Here is a 21,980-nt window from a genome sequence, read left to right on the forward strand (position 1 = left end):
AAATGAAAGATCCTGAACCTTTGCCGATTGCGATTATGCAATCTTAGATCACCATCAATTAATGGTGATATGTCATAGATTTCTTCGTAGATTTACCAAAATTTGACAAGTCAAACAAAGAAAAGTCATGAACTTCGGTGAAAAAATAAAAGAACTGAGAGAAAGTCAAGGTTTATTGCAGCGACAGTTGGCTGCCAATCTTGAAATAGACACGCCCATGTTTAGCAAAATTGAACGTGGTGAGCGGAAAGCAAAAAGAGAACAGGTAGAACAACTTGCAGTGCTTCTCAATACAGATAAACCTGCTTTATTTTCTATATGGTTGGCTGATCAAATTTTGGATTTGATACAAAATGAGCCTCAAGCAAATGAGGCAATTGAAATGGTAAAAAAAGAACTAACGAAAGCATGAGCATTAATATTCTGAAATACGAATCAGACGTTTGGCGTACAGCCGATTTACTTATAGGAGCAGGAATAAAACAGAGTGATTTTCCTAAATATATGATGCCCTACTTTGCATTACTTATGGTAGAAAGTAGACTGATAAGGGAAGCTAAAAGATTAGAAGAAGAAATTGGGAAAGACAATATTGATGATTTTGTAGAGGAGTTCCAACTTGCAGGATTAGGATACAATGACTACATCATTCGAAAAGGAAAATCGCTTAAAGATATTTGCCAAAATGACAAAGGATTCGATTCTGATTTTCACTTATATTTAAAGTCCTTCGATCCCGAAACAAAATATTTATTAGGAGTTGACAAAGGGACAGAAGATGAAAAATTTCTGGATATTTCAGGAATAAGTGGTCAGCTAAAAAAGAAAAGAATATTATTTGAGACCGTACAAGCCTGGAGTGAGATAGACCTTACCCCGTTTAATAATTCTGAAATTACTACTCTTGAAGAACATATTAAAAGAAAGTGGGCTGATATTTCAGCAGAAACATCAGGAGAGCAATATACCCCTGACGATATTATATCGCTTATCTCTGAATTAATTGCCTCCAAAATAGAGGATAATGGAAAGTTTCTTACAATATATGACCCTACATGTGGGGGTGGAAACTTACTTTTTGGTGTGGAAGACAAGATCAAAGAAAAATTTAAAAGACCAACAAAAACATTCGGTGAAGATTGGAGTGATAGCCTTTATGCTTTGGCAAAGATAGAGAGCCGATTTAGGGCCGATTCCGAAATAAAATACGGAAATACCCTAACGAATATTTCTTTCATTGAAAAACGCTTTGATATTGTTGTCGCAAACCCACCCTATGGTGTGGATTGGAAAGGATATCAAAAGGACATCAAAAATGACACTACAGAACGTTTTGTAGCTTTGCCATCGATATCTGATGGCCAGTTCCTTTTTACACAACACATACTTTATCAGCTGGCCAGTGACGGTTTTTCAGTAGTAGTCCACAATGGTTCTACCCTCTTTAGTGGCGATGCAGGGAGCGGTGAAAGTACAATACGTAAACATTTTTTTGATAATGATTGGGTAGAAGGAATCATTCAAATGCCGACAGATGAATTTTTCAACACCGGTATCTATACTTATCTATGGATATTCAACAAGAATAAACCACTTGACAGAAAAGATAAGGTTATTCTCATTAACGCCAGTGACCTTTATGAACCTCTTAAAAAAAGCAAGGGTAAGAAGCGTAAGCAAATGAATCAAAGTAATAGAACAGATATTGTGAGGGCATTCACAGAATTTGCGGATAATGAGTTCTGTAAAGTGTTCGACAAGTGGCATTTCTACTACAATAGGCAGAGCATTATGCTTACAAATATTGATGCAAATGGTAACTTCATCGAAATGCCTGTGAAGGAAAATATTTCTGGTGAAAAAACTGAGGTCAAATCAATTAAGATTTCTCCAACAAAAATTATCGTTACTGATGAATCTGATACATTTCTTTTTGATAGATTCGAAATCAGTGACTTTGAAAAATCCAAATACACTTCTTTAGAAGCATTCTTTAATGACGAAATCAAACCTTCGATTTCAGCATTGGATTACAAAGAGCAAAATTTAATAGTAAACACTGAAAAAGCTGTCTATTGGTATGACTCCGATAAAGATACTATTATAGAAGAAGTAGGCAAAAAGAAAACTGAACTAGGTTGTGGGAAAATAGTAATTAAAAGCGTTTTAAAAAAAGCTACAAAGACTAAGGAAGCCTACATTGCCATAACAGTAGAACTGACCCTGGATTTACAGAAAGATTATGAAATTATTCCATATTCTGTAGACTCTGTGGAAAACTCGAAAAGAATAGTTGATTTTATGGCAAAGTACATTACTAAACCATTTGAGTATTTAGAAAATGTAATTGGAGTGGAAATCAACTTCAATAAGGTTTTCTACACACCAGAAAAACTAAGAAGTATTGAAGATATTAATATTGAACTAAATGCTTTGGAAGAAGAGTTGTCCAATCTAGAACGTGAATTGAAATTATGAAAAGGTATAGTTCATATAAGAATTCAGGAATAAATTGGTTGACGAAAATTCCTGGCGAATGGTCTGTGTTACGAGTAAAGGATATTGTAAAAAAAATAGGAAGTGGTGTAACCCCAAAAGGGGGAAGTGAAGTCTATGTAGATTCTGGAATTCCATTGTTGAGAAGCCAAAATATATATGATGATGGTCTTCGAATAGATGATGTTTCATTTATCGACTTGGAAACACATCAAAAAATGAAAAACTCTCAATTAAAGCCCCAAGATATTCTTATCAATATTACCGGTGCTTCAATTGGTCGGACTTGCATTTTACCAGAATCCATGTCTACAGCAAACATTAACCAACATATAATTTACTTAAGAATTCATAAGACTTTGGTACCATTCATTTCGTACTATCTCAAATCCAATTCGATAAAGGAATATATTAATTTAATTCAAGCTGGGACCTCAAAAGAGGCATTGAACATGAGCCAAGTCCTGACTATACCAATCTTAATTCCAAAACATCAGGAACAAATTGCCATTTTCAACTGTCTGGAGAGAAAAGTCCAAGCTATCGACAAAAAGATAGAATTACTACATAAAAAAATTATTTGCTACAGAGAATTGCGAAAAAGCTTAATTAACAAGCTAGTTACTAATGGATTGAATAAAGATATTCAGTTAAAAGCAAGTGGAGTTGATTATATCGGAAAAATACCGAAAAATTGGACGGTTGAAAGGATAAAAGATCATTTTTATATTGGCAGGGGAAGAGTAATTGGCCAGGAAGCATTATCAGAAAATGGCAGGTATCCGGTTTTTTCATCACAAACAGAAAATAATGGTTGTTTAGGTTATATAAAAACTTATGATTACAATACCGATTTATTGACATGGACAACTGACGGAGCTAATGCTGGAACGGTATTTAGAAGAAAAGGAAAATTCAACTGTACAAATGTGTGTGGTACCCTGATTCCCAAGCGAAAAAATTTAGATTTAGATTATGTTGTTTATGCTCTTCAAGAAAGTGCTACACATAATAAAAGAATCGACACTAATGGAGCAAAGATTATGAACGGTGAAATGGCTGTTATAAAGATTGCATTCCCTAGTTTAGATGAGCAAAAAGATATTGCAAATATTTTAGATATTAAAACAGCAAAGATCGATCAGATCATTTTTAATTTAAAGAAACAAATCAGCACATTTAAAGAGTTTAGAAAAACGCTTATAGACGATGTTGTAACTGGAAAAACAAAGGTAACAAACGATTGAGATGAAAGAATTAGATTTACAAGATAAATACCTTATCAACTTTCTGTGTGAAAGACCTGACGGACTTTTATACAAAGAGGCCAAAGCCAATACCGTATCCCCTAATTTCTTCATCATTGAAGATCTGAAACACTTCATTTCTGAAACTGAGTTAAATAAAAGCAACTATAAAAAATTACTGAAAAAGTTTAGTACCGAGAAAGACCTACTAAATGCCTTTACCCAATTCCTGGATGAGAAAATCAAATCATCCATGAATATGGCTATTTTTATTAATACAAATAAATCGGTGACTTTCGAGGGTATAAAGCTTCACTTATTTTATCCGAGTGGTAGTGAGTTCGAGGAGGATAAACTCTTCGACCAGAATATTTTTTCCGTAGTTCAGGAAATGCCCTACACCTTTAAGTATGAAGGCAAGCAATATTTTTCGTTCCGCCCTGATTTATCATTTTTCGTTAATGGTATATTCTTAGGCTATAGTGAATTAAAAAGTAATTGGACAAATCAAACAGCAACTAAAAATGGACGTAGAAAGGTAAGTAACGATTACCTGAATGCTGTTCAAGCCTACTTAACCATCGCTGATAAAAACGATTTTTCCCAGTCTATTCGTAAAGACTTCCTGAAAATTTTTGAGAAGGCCATTCACATCACATCTACTGATATTTCTCAAACATATGTGATAAGAAACATTGCCAATCAATTTGAAGAAATTAAAGCTACAGTAAACATTGGTAGTTACGATTTTGAACAGTATGAAAAAAAGATTTTAAAAGACTTTAAGTCATATCCTCTTAGAAACAAAGAAGCTTCAAAGACAGAACGATTTGAGGAGGTTTTCAAAGCACTATATGATAAAAAAATGATAGAGAAAGAAATTCTCTACTACAATTTCATAGAACGGGAACTGATTAAAAAAGAGGGAAGTAAAACAAAAGAATATAAACACAATGATGGTAGATTGATCAGCCCACGGCCAAAACAGAAATTTGGCACCGATAAAGTACTTTCAAAAATAAACGAATTCCTGGAACATGAAAGTGAACCTGATTACTTCATTCGGAAACTTGAAAAGGAATTAAAGGATAAGGGACTTGGTGACAATCAAATCAATGAACTTCTTGCCAAAAGGCAAAAATATCAAAACAACAAGACCGTTTATTCTCTCCTTTTGCAATACGCAGCCGGATTTGGCAAAAGTAACATAATAGGCTGGACAGCTTTACAGTTGAAGGACCTTCGTAAAGATGGCCAGTATATTTATGACAAAGTAATGTTGGTAGTAGACAGGTTACAGCTTAGAGATCAATTGGATTCTAAACTGCATAACATGAATATTCAGAAAGGAATGTTCATTGAGGCCACAGACAAAAAAAGTTTCATTGCTGCCCTTAGTAGTGATAAAAGAATCGTGATTGTTAACCTGCAAAAGTTCACTTCGGTAAATAACATCTTGGATGCAGCTATCGTTAAGAAACTATCAACTCTAAGAATTGCATTTTTAATTGATGAGATACATAGAAGCAACAGTGGCATTCAGCATGATGAAATGATCAGTGTATTTGATGAGCTACAGAGCAGCTTCGACCAAAGCAAGGAATATCAGGAACAGCATACAAAAAAGAATTTGATCGTCGGCTTCACCGCTACTCCGAGTGATCATACTTTAGCCCGATTTGGAGAATTTAATAAATACGCAGAATCAGAAAAAATATGGGTTCCATTTGATAGCTATACTATGCGTGAGGCTATTGAAGACGGCTATATTCTAAATCCGATTAAAGGAATTGTTCCCGTCTCTTCAAAAATGTTCTTTGAAATACCTGACAACGAATTGGAAGGCTTTGAGGGCGATTTAGGATATGGATTTGAAGAAATACCGGATGATACAGATACAGGGATTGATGAAGAAGGGAAAAAATACGCCATTCGTAAAAAGAAAATATATGGTAACTCGCAACGAATAGAAGCAATATCTAAATTCATCGTTGAACGTTTACTTTCATCTGTTTATCACAATATAAGAGGTACAGCAAAAGCAATGCTGGCAGTATCCTCTATCCCGGCTGCCATAAAATACAAAGGCTTTATTGACAAACACTTTTCAGAATTAGTAAAGGAGAAAAAATATGAACGTTTTGCTGATGCCCCGGTTTATATTGTTTATTCAGACAGCCAAGAACACAGAAGCGCAAGTGGCTTAAACGGCGGCTTAAATGAAGAGAAGGTTTTACAGAACTTTGCTGTTAAGAAAAATGGCTTGATAATCGTCGTCGACAAGCTTCAAACCGGATTTGATGAGCCAAAACTTCATACACTTTTCTTAGATAAGGAGATCAAAGGGATTAATGCCATTCAAACTATTTCCAGAGTAAACAGAACTACGAAATATAAGAACGATTGCAAAATCATAGATTTTTCGTATAAAAATGTAAATGTAAAAAACATCAAAGCTGCGTTTGAGCACTTCAGCAATGTTGTTGTATCTGATTTCGATCCATTGGGTGATGAAGATAAGCTAGTCGACGTTTACAAGGAATTGAATACACACCCAATATTCAAAACTCACTTTCCACAATTCAGGGCATATCACACCACAAATCCAGATGTTTCCTTGATTATAGGTATTGAAGATGCTTTGGATGATTATATTCGAAACTCCGAAGAAGAGAGCAGAATGTTAAAGGAAAAAGTTTTACAATACTTTAAAATACTGAATCTCATTGAATTTGTCATAGAATTAGACCCAAAGTACAGTGAGAAGCTATTATTGGATTTTTGGCACAAATACAATATGCTTTATAATCAAATTAATAAGCAATCAGAAATTATCGATGATGTAGATATCTATTTCGATAATAGAATTGGTATAGTTGCCCCCGCAGATCCAAAACAAAAAGATAACAAACCAAAGAATCCAAGCCCAACGAACTCAGATCAACCGAACAAATACAAATACAATATTCTAAAAGTTATTGAGAAACGCAATCAGGAAGAAGAAGCAATTGCTGAGTTAATAGCAGATTTTGAAAGTAAAATCACTTTGCTGTTTGAGTTTATCAAGCAAGATGATACTGGCCAAAGACTTATTGCAAAAATCAATGATGACGGGTCAGCATTTTCACAAGAGGAGATCTATTCAGATTTCTTTAGATTATATCGAAAATTTACTATTCGCAATAAGGATTTGGGGGACTTCTTTATTCGGGAAACGAAAGATATTTTAAGTCAGTTATGTGATGACTTTGAAAGAGTTTTGAAAAAGAACACATCCAAAAAGATTACGGAATTAGCAGAAGGATACATTTATTTAGATACTGACGATCTAAATGCTGCCAAAAATATTTTTGAAAAATATAGCTTTTTCGCAGAATCATTAGGATTCAAAATTACTGACGAAGGAATATTCGAACAAGGTTCTTGGATAAAGAAGGGAATCAAAATGGTTCAAGACTTTTTCAAACAGGAAGAGGTTCAAGAAATTTACAGTAAAGGTAAAAGGAGTTTGGAACTAGCCTATATTGAAAAAGTTCAGGCTGAGATCGATGGATTAAAAGTAGGTGCAGCTGCCCAACTTTTAGAAAGTGTAAAAGGCACTACCAATGTGGCAGTTAAGCTTGGTTCCATTGTGTTAATAAAAGCAGAAATAAATGGTCATGAGCAAACATTAATTTTTGATCTATCAGATGAGCAACGTCAAAATCTTGAAAAAAACGGGTTTCTACTCAATCAGCCACAAGAACTATTAAAATACTTAAATAACTGATATGGCAACAACTATTCATAATATCGAAATCCTTAGAGCTTACCTTTCCGGAGTACTGGATAGGGCAGATCATCATGCTCAAAATGTAAATGAAATTGCACTTGCTATAGCAGGGGGAATAATCTGGAGAACAACAGATAACATCCGTGTAATGTCCCGTGAAGGCGAGATGAAAAATGTACTATGGTTACAAGTTGGGGCAAAGACTCTATGTTTCGCATATAACCATTCGGCAGGAAATATTGAAGTAAGAGATGGCTCTGTGCAAGGAACTGTCATTACTAGTTTTAATAATAGTACCTCATTATCGGATGTAAAAATCTTTTTTGAAAATTTGTGATAAAAAAAATGTTTTAAGATAAGAGAAGTTATTTTAGCTTCATCCGTGGTAAGCCGATCTCGTGTTCCTGCGGATAAGGCAGCCTGTGAGTCATACTTACATCTTCCTTGATCCGTTGATGCGCTTCATACTGTTTGTCATTATCATAAGCGTATCTTGGATCAGGAATAAACGGCATTTTTTCCATTTTAATGATGGTAATGGTTGGAAAATTAAAATCCACTTCTACCGTGCCAAGCAACAGGTAACAGCCACCACCTTTAAATGGATATTTTTGAAGGCAATCTGCAAAATGTGCCGTATCAAAGTAACTGCCTTCGGCATCGATCCACGTTCCAAAGAACATGTCTCCCTTTTTTGTGGGCACATGCTTTCTTGAAATCAGGTAGGCAAGCATCTTAACCTGTTTCTTATGATATACTGCAAGATCCTTTGCCATTACCGAGCCTCTATACTTTGTAACCAAAAGATCAAAAGGGCTACAGGACACAGGGAAATCCAAAAGCTCAATTTCATCAAAGGCATCCTCGAAAACGGCTCTTTTTAGTTCAGGAAATTTGTATTCTTTTATTGGCTCATCAAATAAAGTTTCCATTCTCATTTCGGGCTTAAAATCGTTCAGCAGCATTCTGGCTTCAAGCAGGAGTTCGTTTTTTTGCTTCCCGGTAAACCTAAAAGCCCCGACAAATATGAGAATCTGCATTGCGGCTATTCCAATGGGAATCCGTTTGATAAAATCTCCGAGCGATCTATAATTACCATTTCGGTTCCGTTCCGCTGTAATCAATAAAGCAGTTTTTGTTTCCAGTGCCTGCAGGTGCATAAAGCCCAGATATACATCGTTTCCAGAGAGGCTGGTTTCCCAATCACTTTTATTGACACAAGGGTTTAGAATATTGGCACCCGACATTCTTGCTTCGTGAACATAAACTTCTGTGCGGTAAAACCCACCGCCGTTATTGATCGCTGCCACCATAAATTCCACAGGGTAGTACACTTTCAGATAAAGACTCTGGTAACTCTCTACAGCATAGGATGCAGAATGTGCTTTGCAGAAAGAGTATCCTGCAAAAGATTCAATCTGGCGGTACACCTCTGTACTTAAATTTTCGGGATGCCCAAGCTTACTGCAGGATTCAAAAAAGTGGTCTTTTACTTTTTGCAGTGCTGCAAGCGACCTGCCCTTGCCGCTCATAGCTCTTCGTAAAACATCACCGTCAGTTGCTTGAAGTCCGCCAAAATGCAGGGCAATTTTTATAACGTCTTCCTGATACACCATAATGCCGTAGGTTTCGCCGAGCTGCTGCTCAAAAACAGGATGGAAATATTCAAATTGATCAGGATAGTTGTGCCGGAAAATGTATTCTTTCATCATGCCACTCTGCGCAACACCAGGGCGGATAATTGATGATGCCGCAACCAGCACTTTATAATTATCACATTTTAACCTTCGGAGCAAACCGCGCATGGCCGGACTTTCAATATAAAAACAGCCAATGGTTTTGCCCTGGCTCAAAAATTTATTGCACTGATCCTCATCTTTGGAAAGATGGTTATCGCGGATATCAACATCAATTCCTTTATTCTTTTTTATAAGTTTAACGGCATCATTGATGGTGCCAATGCCCCGTTGTGAAAGAATATCGAATTTTTCCAGCCCGATGTCCTCAGCGGTGTGCATGTCAAACTGCACGATCGGAAAACCTTTTGGCGGCATCTCCAATGCCGAGTAATTGGTAATCGGTTCTTCAGATATCAAAATTCCGCAAGCGTGCATACTCCTTTGGTTCGGAAACTTTTCAAGCATTTTGCCATATTTATAGACCTGCCTGACAACAGAATTTTTGTCGTGCTTTTCTTCCGGCTGTTTGGCCAGTACATCCAATTCCTCCTTCGGCAAACCGAATACCTTTCCGACCTCTCTAAATATTGACCTGTACTTGAATTCTACATTAGTACCGCAAAAAGCAACGTGTTCTTTACCATATTTTTTAAAAATATATTCAAGTATAGTATCACGGTCCTGCCAGCTCCAATCAATATCAAAATCGGGCGGTGTTTTCCTGTTCAGGTTTAAAAACCGTTCAAAATAAAGATCCAATTCTATAGGGCAGATATTGGTAATACCCAAACAATAACTGATGATGCTGTTAGCCCCACTACCCCGTCCGATATGCATAAACCCCATTGAATTACTGTATTGAACAATATCCCATGTGATCAGGAAATAGCCGCAGAAATTGAGTTCGTCAATGACCTTTAGTTCTTTCTCTACCCTTTTTTTAGCTACCTCATCCCCTGTTCCATATCTTTCTGCAAGCCCTTCATACGCTAAATGGGTGATGAGTTTCAGATCCCCTTCTTTACTACCTGTATAGTATTTTTTATTTCTTGGAGTGGAAAACTCAAATTCAAAACTACATTGCTCAAGTACATTTTGAGTATTCAGAATAATCTGTGGATATTGCTGATATGGGTTCAGTAATTCATGTAGCGGTTTTAGAACTTCATCTTTTTTACAACATTCATGAGCTTTGAGTTTAGTGCCTAAAGTATTGAGCGCAATGCCTCTGAGTACTCGGTGCAGATTATATTCCCTTTTCGTTTTAAAAGTCACCGGCTGTAAAACCACCATTTTAGGAATGAGTCTTTTCCATTCCGCGCGGTATAAGAGATTCAGCTGATCTGACCGGATTCCAATGTATTCGTTCTCTAAAAAGGTTTCGGGTATATTTTCAATTGGATAAATGGTGATTACTTTTTTAAAAACAGGATTGGTTTGGGGTAGTGGAATATTATCACAGTTAAAAGCGGTCAGCATCCGGTTGATCTCCCCTATTCCACTCGCGTCTTTAGCCAATGTTATATACAGCAGTTCATTATCCTGTCTGATTTCTACACCAACAACCGGTTTTATATTCCCCTCTTTACATAATTTATAAAACTCATACATAGCGGTGACTGTATTAATATCGGTCAGGCACAGCGTTTCCAACCCCAATTCCGATGCAGACCGGACGAGCGCTTCGACGGAAAGTGTTCCGTAGCGCAGGCTGTGGTAGGTATGGCAATTGAGGTACATTGTAATTATTATTTAGGACTGCTTTGAAAATTAAACCCGGAAGCACGTCCAACGGCATTTTTCCCGAACCTTGCTTTGATGTAATCCATCGATTGATAGAGGTTCATTATGTCCTGGGTATCTTCAAAAATATTCATCTGGTATTCACCATGCACCAATCCTGTCAGTTTTAAGCCGACCAACCGTATCCGCATCCTGCGGCTATAAATTTTGTCGAAAAGTTCCAGAGCATATTTGCAGATGGTATGGTCAGCCGAAGTATAGCTTACACGGCATTGTTTGGTCTCGGTATCGAAATTGGAGTACCGGATCTTAACTACTATGGTAGATGTCAGCCATTTTTCTGCTCTAAGCTGATTGGCAAGGTGTTCGGCCATTCCCGTAATCAAAGACTTTATTCCGGTAATGTCAATCGAATCCTGGGAAAAAGTATGTTCCGACGATATAGATTTTCGTTCCGAGTAGGGAATAATCGGGGTATCGTCAATCCCGTTTGCTTTCCTCCAAAGCTCCTGTCCGTTCTTTCCCAGTATTTTTTGCAGAACGTCTTTCGGCATTTCTGAAAGCGTGTGAATAGTCCTGATGCCTATTCGGGACAGCAATTTATAGGTTTCCGCACCGACCATTGGAATTTTCCGTACTGACAATGGGTTTAAAAAAGGTCTGATCATGGCTTGCTTTATCTCCATGTGCCCATCGGGCTTCGCTTCCCCTGTACCGATCTTGGAAACCGTTTTATTATTGGAAAGTGCAAAACTGATCGGAAGCCCTGTCTCTTTAGTAACAGATGAAGCAATTTCCTGTGTCCACTGATAACAGCCGAAAAACTTATCCATTCCCGAAAGATCAAGGTAAAATTCATCAATGCTCGCTTTTTCCATAAGAGGAACTTTCTCTTCGATGATCTCCGTAACCTCATGCGACATTTTAGAATACAGATCCATATCACCACGAATTACTTTAGCGTCAGGGCAGAGTTTGAGTGCCATTTTAATAGGCATCGCAGACCGTACTCCAAAGCGACGGCTTTCATAAGAACAGGATGCAACAACTCCACGATCACCACCTCCAATGATAATCGGTATACCATTTAGCTTAGAATTATTCTTCCTTTCACACGAAACAAAAAAGGTATCCAAATCCATATGCACAATTGCTCTTTCCATGTCACTTCATTTTACGCAACAAAATTGCTAATATATTTAGCAAAATGATTTAACTTTGTTGCTCATATTTATAGCAATGTCAATTTTATCAGAAAACTTACGGCATCTCAGAGCACAGACTAAACTTTCCCAACAGAAGGTTGCAGATGCTATTTTAATTTCAAGGGGTGCTTATGAGAAATATGAAAGTGACCATGCACAACCGCCAAATGACACACTTGTCAGAATATCCAGATATTTTCAGGTGAGTATCGACCTCTTATTAACAGTGGATCTTAAAAAATATCCTTTGGATGGACTGATGAAACTGGCCGAGAACCGAATCCTGCTTCCTATTGCCGTCGACAGCACAGGGGAAAATAAAATCGAAATTGTGCCATTTAAAACTCAAATGGGATATGTCAACGGCTATAGTGATCCTGAATATATAGAAGCGCTCCAGCATATTTCTCTACCTTTTTTAAGAAATGGGAAATACAGGGCATTTCCGGCAGAAGGAGATTCAATGCCACCCTTTAAGGACGGAACTCTTATTGTCGGAAAATATGTAGAAAAAATACAGGAGATGAAGGTTGGCAAAACCTACCTAATCGTTACTCGTGGCGGGCTTGTATACAAAAGGCTGGCGGGCATTGAAGAAAATTCAATCCGGGTTCAATCAGATAATTCCTTTTTTGAGCCGTATGAAATTCCACTGCATGAACTGCTAGAAGCATGGGAATATGAATGCAGCATCTTACGGGACTATGAGATTTTGGACTTTGCCAATAACGATGTTAAAGGAATGTTCTTATCCCTCAAACAGGACATAAATCGACTGGAAAAGCATTTGATACAATAAATATTTCTTTAGATCTCTGAGAGACTTGGCTGAATTCGTATCAAAAAAAATTAAATTTGTACAACTAAAAACCATTATGTGAAACTGTCGGGCCGACATATCAACAAGGAAAAAGGTTCTTATGAAAACCTTGTTCACCAATACAACCATCAGGCGTTTTCCTTTATTTCTAAAAAAATACAGAATGAAGAAGATGCACTCGATGTGTTACAAAATGTCTTTATGCACCTTTGGATATGCAAGAAAAGCCTGGACAGTACAAATACTGCAAACATTATCTTTACCATATGCAAGGATAAAATAGCTGAATACTACAGAACTTCCAAAAAGCAGCCTCTTCGTGAAAACATATCTTCTGATCCTGCAGATACTTCTTTTGACGATCTAAGGTCAGCTGAAAATAAAGACCGCCTGCTTACCGAACTTGAACAAAGTATTGTGCTTATACTCCCTCCTTTACGCAGGAAAATATTTAAAATGCATAAACTCGAAGGTATTACGCAGGAAAAGATTGCCCTTGAATTGAATATTCCTAAAAGTACGGTCAAATATCACATCTTCGAGGCAATGTCTTTTCTCAAAAACTACCACAAAACTGTTAATTAAAGTTAAACTATATTAAAAACAGTTAAATTTTACTAAAAATCACTATCCTTTTCTCTATTTCTTCAGAGTATATAATATAGCCCTGACATAATGGAAGAAAAAGAAAACCAATTGCCGCGTTTTGACCCCCAAGAAGATAGAGAGATCTGGGAAGATATACTCAATAACCCTGTTAAATCGCTTACGCCCGAAAAAGAAAACCATTTCTTTGAAAATTTGTATCGTCAAATAGATACGTACGAACGAAAAAAGAAACTGAGGAGAGTAAGAATATACAGTACTGTTGCTGCAACAATTATATTGGCTATTGTCGGTTTAATTGGTTATAACAACTTTTTTAAACCTGACGTTTACATCGCCGGGTCACAAAATTCTGAAATTAAACTTTCCGATGGCACTGTTGTAATCCTTTCACAAGGAGGTAAACTGACCGTTGAAAAATCATTTCCAGCCGATACCAGAGATGTTTTCCTGGAAGGTAATGCAGTATTTCATGTAGCAAAATCCAAGAAACATCCATTTATTGTTCATGGAAAAGGGTATGAAACAAAAGTACTTGGAACTGTTTTTAAGGTTTCGCAAACTGGCACTACTTTCAATGTTGATCTGTTTGAGGGAAAAGTATTGGTCTATCGGAAAGGGCATTCCAAAGAACCTTTTGTATTGAAACCTCAACAAACATTCAGCAATTTGGGGATTCCCCAAGTCGCTTCTGTTACCCAAACAGTGGACAACAATTCTGCATCCACAAAAGCTAAATCCGCAGCCTTTATATTCGATAAATGCCCGATCAGTGATGCTGTTAAGGTTATAGAGAAAACCTATGGGATAACAGTACACTATCCCGATGATCTGGAAAATGCTAAACTTACCTTAAGCCTTCCCAATGCTACTGCTCAAGCATTTATACAATCACTTGCAATACAGTTTAATCTAAATATAAAACAACAAAATGATTCAATTTTTGAATTGGAAAAATAGGTTATGGTGTCTTATGACACCAGCCATGATTCCTGATCGATAGGGAAAGTTTGTACAAAACGACCGACGGGTGCGACCGTCGGTCACGTACTAAACTAATAACAAAATCTTCACTGAGTTACTAATTTTAATACAATGCAAAAATATGAAATTTATTTGCACTGCTGTTATATTCCTGTTAATTGGAATTACGCTCATCTGCGGGCAGCAACAGAACCTTTCTAAAATGAAGGTTAATTATCTGGCGGGAAAAATTCCTGCCACAGAAGCAATTGAAAGTTTTCTCGCAGAAAACAAGATCAAATCCTTTGCTTATTCTCCTGATGAACTAGGAAAACACCGGATTCAAGGGGTGAAATGTAGCAATGAAAGCGTACTGGGCTGCGCGAATAAGATACTAAAAGGTTTATCCTTTGAGGCACTTATCTTTAATAATGCCATTATTATCCGGCAGAAAATCAAGAAAGTATCTGCTGTTTCAGATATTGATGAAAGTACTCCCCTGTTGGCTACACAACAGAGGAAAGATACCATTGACCTTTCTAACAGGGAAACCAAGATCGAGGAAGTTATACTGAATGCAGGATACTATGCCGTAAAAGATAAAGAACGCACAGGAAGTATTGCCAAAGTGACCGCGAAAGATATCGAAAACCAACCCGTTAGCAATGTGCTCTCAACCTTACAGGGACGTATGGCAGGCGTAAGTATTACCCAGAATGGTGGTACCCCGGGAGGTGGGTACCAGGTGCAAATACGTGGGAGAAACAGTTTAAGAACAATTTCCAACAGCGGAATAGATGGAAACCAACCTTTATACGTAGTTGATGGTGTTCCCTTTGGAACTGAAATTTCTTCTCTTTATTCAGGAACAGCGATCCCAAATGGGAGTATCAATCCCCTGAACAGTATCAGCCCAAATGACATCGAAAGCATTGAAGTGCTCAAAGATGCCGATGCAACCGCAATCTATGGCTCGCGTGGCGCAAATGGCGTTATCCTCGTAACCACCAAAAAAGGAAAATCAGGAGTGCTAAGATTAAATTTTAATACAACTTATAGCTTAAGCCAATCCATGTCCAACCTTGAAATGATGGATACCGAGCAATATCTTGCTATGAGAAGACAGGCTTTTGCCAATGCTGGTATTAATGTTTATCCAGCCACTGCTTACGACCTAAATGGTACCTGGGATCAAAACCGTGATACACATTGGGCGAAGACACTTATCGGAAATATAGCAACCTCATCTAATTCCACACTTTCATTAAGCGGAGGAAGTGAGACTACTACTTTTTTGTTGAGTCTCGCCCATAATGAGCAGGCCACTGTGTTCGGAAAAGACTTTAAATATAAAACCAATAATATTTCAAACAATATAGCCCACCGTTCCAAGGATGAGCGTTTCCAGTTAAATATTTCAAATATGTTTTCCATGCAGGAGAACAACATGGTGAATTCAGACATTACCAGAAACTCATATTTATTGCCGCCAAACGCACCCGCGCTTTATAACGAAGACGGAAGTCTAAATTGGGAGAACAATACGTTTGATAATCCTGTAGCAGCCTATGAGGCGACCTACTCCAACGAAAATATACAATTCTTGAACAACTTAAATGCACAATTCAAGATATCTAAGGATTTTAGACTCAAACTAAATACCGGAATTAACTACCAAGCTTTTGAAGAATGGTCTCTTCGCCCCCATACGACAATGAACCCATCCACAGGCGCAACTTCTGCTTTTTCTCAGGCCTATAAATATAATCAGAACCGTTTTTCATTTATTATAGAACCGCAGTTAAACTGGCATTTTGTAAAAGGAAACCATGAGTTTGATCTACTTGTGGGCGGTACCTTTCAGAATGAAGACAATAGACAGGGTTCAATGAGGGGTACTGGTTTTGAGAGCAATGTATTCATACAGAACATTGCGGCTGCCCAAACAAAAACGATCAATGATCAGATAAATACGGAATATAGATATGCAGCGGTTTTTGGAAGATTGAACTATCAGTTTGCAAAAAAGTTTATCCTTAATATTACCGGACGTAGAGATGGCAGTAGCCGCTTCGGAACAAATAAAAAGTTTGCCAACTTTGGTGCCATAGGCGGAGCATGGCTATTCTCTAAAGAAAGTTTTGTAGAAAATGTAAAGTGGCTTAGCTTTGGTAAACTTAGGGGAAGTTTTGGTACAGCAGGAAGTGATAATATTGGGGATTACCAATATCTGGACACTTATACGGTTTCAAGCTTTATTTACAACGGTGTTACCGGATTAACTCCCTCTCGCCTGTATAACCCAGACTATAGTTGGGAGAAAACAACCAAGCTGGAAGCTGCATTGGAATTGGCATTTTTCAAAAACAGAATAAATCTGACCGCAGCGTGGTACCAAAACCGCTCATCAAATCAATTGGTGGGTTATCAATTACCCTCCATTACAGGTTTTTCCTCGGTTTTAGCCAATCTCAATGCTACTGTACAGAATACGGGATGGGAACTAGAGATCAGCGGCCGTCCTTTCAGATCAGGTGAATTTCAATGGGAAACAGGAGTGAATATCAGCTTCCCTCGCAATAAACTAATTTCTTTCCCGGGTCTCGAAGGCTCAACTTATGCCAATAGTTATGTAATAGGGCAACCGACCTCTATCATAAAGCTTTATCATCTGGAGGGGATCAATCCACAAACAGGTCAATATAATTTTAAGGATTTTAATGGAGATGGTAAAATCACTTCGGCAGATGACCGTCAAGCGATTGAAAACATCGGTATAGACTATTTTGGCGGATGGTATAATAATTTAAAATACAAAAACTGGGACGTCTCTTTTCTTTTTCAGTTCGTCAAACAAAGAAATAGGAATTACAATTATATCCTGCCATCACCAGGTCTGATGACCAACCTTCCCGTTGAAGTGCTAAATGTATGGTCTGCCCAAAATCCAAATGGATTGTATATGCCTTATAAGTCTACGGCAAATCCATCACACTCCTTATTTCAGAACAGTACTGCTTCCGTTTCAGATGCCTCTTTTATCCGACTCAAAAATTTACAGGTTGGATACCGCATTCCGATCAAAAATAGTATGTTCCGAGAGGTGAAGGTTTATTTTCAGGGACAAAATATTTTAACGTGGACTAAATATTTTGGGCTTGATCCCGAATTTGCGGCAATGGGCTTCTTACCTCCACTGCGAACATATGCCTTTGGCGCACAGTTTAACTTATAATTTATTTCAAAATGAAAACATACAAAATTTCCTATATCATATTTGTTTTATTCTTACTTCAGATATGCACTTCATGCGAAAAAATGATTGAAGTGAATACACCCGATAACCAAATCACCTCCCAGCAGGTATATGAGGATGTGCAGACTGCCAATGCAGCATTGGCAGGATTATATGCCACGCTGTGGGACAATTCCCCATTGGCTGGCGATCAAACAGGCAAGTTACTTGGAACATATTCAGATGATCTGGACTACTATGCAACCGCATCAACAACGGGCATCCTTGAACTTTCAAACAATACGCAGGTTGATTCAAATCCCGCAGTTTATGCTTACTGGTCTAGTGCCTATCAAAAAATATATACTGCCAATGCCATTATAGAGGGAACACAGAACTCAACAGCACTACCTGCAGCCGAAAAGAACCGGATCAAGGGGGAAGCTCTTTTGATAAGATCAATTTTGTATTATTATCTGCAACAGATTTTCGGCGATATTCCATACCCTGATAGCACCAATTATCAGATCAATCAGTCGCTTACTAAAGTCGCATCTGCTGAAGTTTTAACAAGATTGGAAACTGATCTAGGGCAATCAATAAGTTTGTTAGTGGATGAATATCGAAATACAGAACGTATTTTCCCCAATAGAAAAGTTGCTCTGTTGATGCTTGCCAAAGTCTATATGTTGCAAAATAAATGGAGTGAATCAGAAGGCATATTAAAAGAGATAAAACAAAGTTCTTTGTACCAGTTTGAAACCAATATCACCAAAGTATTTAATAAGTCAGGGGCACATATATTGTGGCAACTAAAGCCTAAGAACCCGGGGGATGCTACTAGAGAAGCCGCAGCCTATTATTTCATCAATGTTGCTCCATCAAATTTTGCACTATCTCAGAATTTAATAACAGCTTTCAATAGTGGCGACTTAAGAAAGCAGAACTGGATCGCGACAGTATCTTTCAACGGGAATGCATGGTACCGCGCGGATAAATATAAGAACCGCACCAACAATACCACTGAATATTCTGTTATATTCCGTCTGGAGGAAGTGTATTTATTGCTCGCAGAAGTCCTCGCACAGCAGAATAAAATACCAGAGGCTTTACCATATCTAAATGCCACCAGACAGCGGGCAGGTATTGCCAGTTTAATTTTGCCACTTTCAAAAGAAACATTTTTAAACGAAGTTTTATTGGAAAACCGGAAGGAATTCTTTACAGAGATGGGACACAGGTTTCTTGATCTAAAACGCTTAAATCAGTTAAACATACTTTTTCCAGCTAAGCCGAACTGGAAAGAATATCACAAAGTTTGGCCATTACCCCAAAAAGACCTACTGCTCAACCCTAATCTTAATCCGCAAAATAATGGCTACTAATATGAAAGCGTATTTACCCATATTTTTGTTATTCCTGGAATCCCATTTATTTTTTGGGCAAAAAGTCCAAGCTAGCGATACCCTTAGTAACTGGATGTCGTCATTTCACATGATCAGCAACCTGACGGTTTCTAAAGACAATCGTTTTGTCGCTGTCAATAAGCCCTATAAAAATAACAATGATACGATATTGGTATTTGACACCCGGAATCCTGGTTTTCCGGCAACTACTGTATTAAAACTCAGCGAGCAAAAAACATTCTTCAGTAATGGCTATTTATTGGCTTCAGGAGGCAGCAGGGCGGAGTTTGTCGATCTTAAAAGCAACAAAAAAGTAGTCTACGAGAAAGTGAGAAGAGCAGATGGATTACAGGAAATTGACCTGTATGTAATCCTTGATCAAAATAAAAATCTAAACATCTACAATAAAAAAGGAAATAAACTTCAGTCTGTTTCAGGCGTCAGCAACTATGTCACCGATAAAAGATCAGAACTGTTCTTAGATAGAGTAGAAGGATCAAAACATGAAGTAATGAACTGGTCAAAAAATCAGTTCATTACCCGGTACGTAACCTACAACGAGATTACAAGAATGGATATCATACCTTCTGGCAAACATCTCGCTATTACAGAAAAGGAAAAACCAGCGAATCAGAACGCAGTGAAGCCTAATGCAGATTCAGACATTGATCTATATAGATTGAAAGTTACCTTTATCAATACTGCCAACGGCGAAGTATCGCATCCTAAAAATGTTCCATCCGTTGCGGCTGACTTAATTACGGTCACCAATATAAACCATGGACAAACATATTTAATTGATTTTGATAACAGGATAAATCCGAGTGAAAACAAAATGCTTGATATATGGTACGGGAATGATAGAGACTTAAGGTTTAAGAAATCAGGAACACAAAAACACCAGTATTGGCTTTGGAAGCCCGACACCAATAGTACGGTTAAATTGCCAGAGGAACAGTTTTCTTCCTACGCACCGATCAATAATAATCGTTATCTGTTAGCATTTAATGCTATCGAGGAATTCAATTACATCAGTGGTACGCCTTTGTATAAAATGCATCTATATGATACCCAAACCAATTCTTCAAAGCTAATTTTCTCCAACACATTCCATATTATCGGAAGTGCGGACGGTAGATATATACTGAGCTTTGATGAAATAAATAAAGTGTGGATACTATTTGATATTGAGACATCATCATTTAATCAAATACAGAAAGGTCTAGAAGCTCCCGCTTTCAGTGCAGACAGTAGATATGCTTTTTTTGGTGGCGAGAGTGATCTGTGGCGTATGGATTTGAAAACAAAAGAAATAAAATCATTGGATATTGCTTTTGGAAAGGTGAAGATTACCAATATAAAAACAGAAAATGAATACCACATGCTTAATTCAAGTTTTGAAATCAACACAGTGGATTTACAAAAACCCCTGTTATTGAAAGTGCGCGATAAAGACAGTAACCGTTCTTCTTATATCAGCTGGAAAAAAGGAAAGATGGACATACTAATTCCTCCAATTGATTTCAGGATAAAGGAAATCAGATACGGTGCCGACACAAAACGGTTATTTAGTATTGAAGAAAACTTTAATAAGCCCCCAATGTTGTCGGTATATGATCTTAGCTCTAGTTCTAAGCAGGAACTGTATTCATCAGGCGCAGCAGATAAAACAGTATCGTTTTTAAATCAGAACATATTTTCCTATAACAATTCCGTGGGAATACCTTTAAAGGGGTTGCTCTATTATCCTGTTCATTTTGATCCTGCAAAGAAATACCCGATGGTGGTTCGGGTGTATCAGAAACAGAGCGAATCATCTGGTGTATACCCGATGCCCAATTTTGATGAAGATGGTTTTAACATACGTATTCTATTGGAACGTGGATATTTTGTATTCCTACCTGATATAATCTTTGATAAAAGGGGAACAGGGATTTCAGCGCTGGATTGTGTGGATTCAGGTTTGGATGCTATCGCCGGAAATCCTAACATTGACAAAAAGAAGATCGGTCTGACCGGACATTCTTTAGGTGGATATGAAACAAATTTTATTGCTACGCAGTCGAATCGTTTTGCCGCCTATGTTTCTGGCGCTTCCGTTAGCGATATAGTCAAATTTTATTTTTCTTATAATACCCATTTTAATATTGCTGACTATTCCCGTTTTGAAACAGGACAGTTTGAAATGGGGACTTCGTTTTTGGGGGATAAGGAAAAATATTTTAAGAACAATCCTATTTATGATGTCGAAAAAGTCAATGCCCCTATATTGCTTTGGGCAGGAATGAAGGATGGGAATGTACCGCCAGATCAGACAATGGCATTTTATATGGGCCTGATGAGAAACAGTAAATCGGTAACTGCGCTATTGTATCATAATAAAGAACATGATCTTGGGAAAGGAACCGATGAAAGTAGAGATTTAAATATTAGAATTCTCGAATGGTGGGACTACCATTTAAAATCCAAAAAGAATGTCCCGTGGATTAATTAATAAAAAAAGGATGCCGATGGCATCCTTTTCTTGTTAAGGTTCGATTTCGTGTAGTGTTTCACCACACATTGTAGGCGTGTCAAACTGTTTCAAAGATGTAAGTCCATCCGACCATGTACAGATCGGGCCCGTTTCTACATCACTACAATCTTTGTCAGCATTTTCACAGCTAAATTGTCCGCCGCCTAAACTAACAATGCGGTACCCTGCAACAATTGCTTTTGAATTGTTTTTTGCTAAGTGGCTAGCAAATGCTGTTCCTGCACCGATCAGTACAATAACAGCGGGTAAAAAAAACTTTCTCATAATAGAGT

The 21,980-nt window shown here is 37.5% G+C and carries 14 protein-coding genes; 11 read left to right on the forward strand and 3 right to left on the reverse strand.

The genetic code is table 11. From position 1 onward, the window contains the following. Window positions 1–127 precede the first annotated feature (127 nt). The 5 genes from A0O34_RS07150 to A0O34_RS07170 are packed head-to-tail and all read left to right on the forward strand — an operon-like array spanning window position 128 to window position 7,852. Window positions 128–412, forward strand: a complete 285-nt coding sequence (locus tag A0O34_RS07150) for a helix-turn-helix domain-containing protein (protein WP_066753068.1) — start codon at window positions 128–130, stop codon at window positions 410–412. Beyond that, window positions 409–2,478, forward strand: coding sequence for an HsdM family class I SAM-dependent methyltransferase (locus A0O34_RS07155; RefSeq protein WP_082891116.1), 2,070 nt, complete (start codon window positions 409–411; stop codon window positions 2,476–2,478). Before A0O34_RS07150 ends, A0O34_RS07155 begins: the two co-directional genes overlap by 4 nt. After that, window positions 2,475–3,743, forward strand: a complete 1,269-nt coding sequence (locus tag A0O34_RS07160; RefSeq protein WP_066753071.1) for a restriction endonuclease subunit S — start codon at window positions 2,475–2,477, stop codon at window positions 3,741–3,743. Before A0O34_RS07155 ends, A0O34_RS07160 begins: the two co-directional genes overlap by 4 nt. A gap of 1 nt (window position 3,744) precedes the next feature. Further along, the gene (locus tag A0O34_RS07165) at window positions 3,745–7,512 is read left to right on the forward strand and encodes a DEAD/DEAH box helicase family protein (protein WP_082891117.1); all 3,768 of its coding nucleotides are present in this window, start codon (window positions 3,745–3,747) and stop codon (window positions 7,510–7,512) included. 1 nt (window position 7,513) lies between these two features. Further along, window positions 7,514–7,852, forward strand: coding sequence for a hypothetical protein (locus A0O34_RS07170; protein ID WP_066753074.1), 339 nt, complete (start codon window positions 7,514–7,516; stop codon window positions 7,850–7,852). Between the two features lie 28 nt (window positions 7,853–7,880). Here A0O34_RS07170 and A0O34_RS07175 read toward each other — a convergent pair whose 3' ends face one another. Beyond that, entirely contained in the window at window positions 7,881–10,934 is a 3,054-nt protein-coding gene (locus A0O34_RS07175) for a DNA polymerase III subunit alpha (protein ID WP_066753077.1), read from the reverse strand. Between the two features lie 8 nt (window positions 10,935–10,942). Beyond that, window positions 10,943–12,100: a DNA polymerase IV gene (gene dinB, locus A0O34_RS07180; RefSeq protein ID WP_066753080.1), complete on the reverse strand. Its 1,158-nt coding sequence runs from the start codon at window positions 12,098–12,100 to the stop codon at window positions 10,943–10,945. 76 nt (window positions 12,101–12,176) lie between these two features. Between dinB and A0O34_RS07185 the strand changes: the two genes are divergently transcribed. The 6 genes from A0O34_RS07185 to A0O34_RS07210 all read left to right on the forward strand — a co-directional run bounded on the left by A0O34_RS07185 (window position 12,177) and on the right by A0O34_RS07210 (window position 21,666). Continuing rightward, a complete protein-coding gene (locus A0O34_RS07185; protein WP_066753082.1) occupies window positions 12,177–12,941 on the forward strand; it encodes an XRE family transcriptional regulator in 765 nt (254 codons plus the stop codon). A 78-nt stretch (window positions 12,942–13,019) separates the two neighbouring features. Next, a complete protein-coding gene (locus A0O34_RS07190) occupies window positions 13,020–13,547 on the forward strand; it encodes a sigma-70 family RNA polymerase sigma factor (protein ID WP_066753085.1) in 528 nt (175 codons plus the stop codon). A gap of 90 nt (window positions 13,548–13,637) precedes the next feature. After that, window positions 13,638–14,528, forward strand: coding sequence for a FecR family protein (locus A0O34_RS07195; protein WP_066753088.1), 891 nt, complete (start codon window positions 13,638–13,640; stop codon window positions 14,526–14,528). A 145-nt stretch (window positions 14,529–14,673) separates the two neighbouring features. Then, the gene (locus tag A0O34_RS07200; RefSeq protein WP_066753091.1) at window positions 14,674–17,766 is read left to right on the forward strand and encodes a SusC/RagA family TonB-linked outer membrane protein; all 3,093 of its coding nucleotides are present in this window, start codon (window positions 14,674–14,676) and stop codon (window positions 17,764–17,766) included. A gap of 11 nt (window positions 17,767–17,777) precedes the next feature. Further along, window positions 17,778–19,151, forward strand: coding sequence for a RagB/SusD family nutrient uptake outer membrane protein (locus A0O34_RS07205; protein ID WP_066753096.1), 1,374 nt, complete (start codon window positions 17,778–17,780; stop codon window positions 19,149–19,151). Continuing rightward, window positions 19,141–21,666, forward strand: coding sequence for a S9 family peptidase (locus A0O34_RS07210; RefSeq protein WP_082891119.1), 2,526 nt, complete (start codon window positions 19,141–19,143; stop codon window positions 21,664–21,666). Before A0O34_RS07205 ends, A0O34_RS07210 begins: the two co-directional genes overlap by 11 nt. A 33-nt stretch (window positions 21,667–21,699) precedes the next feature. Here the strand turns inward: A0O34_RS07210 and A0O34_RS07215 are convergent, their stop codons facing one another. Further along, window positions 21,700–21,972: a DUF6520 family protein gene (locus A0O34_RS07215; RefSeq protein ID WP_066753099.1), complete on the reverse strand. Its 273-nt coding sequence runs from the start codon at window positions 21,970–21,972 to the stop codon at window positions 21,700–21,702. Window positions 21,973–21,980: the final 8 nt, after the last annotated feature.

Source organism: Chryseobacterium glaciei (genome assembly GCF_001648155.1).
Taxonomy (GTDB): domain Bacteria; phylum Bacteroidota; class Bacteroidia; order Flavobacteriales; family Weeksellaceae; genus Chryseobacterium; species Chryseobacterium glaciei.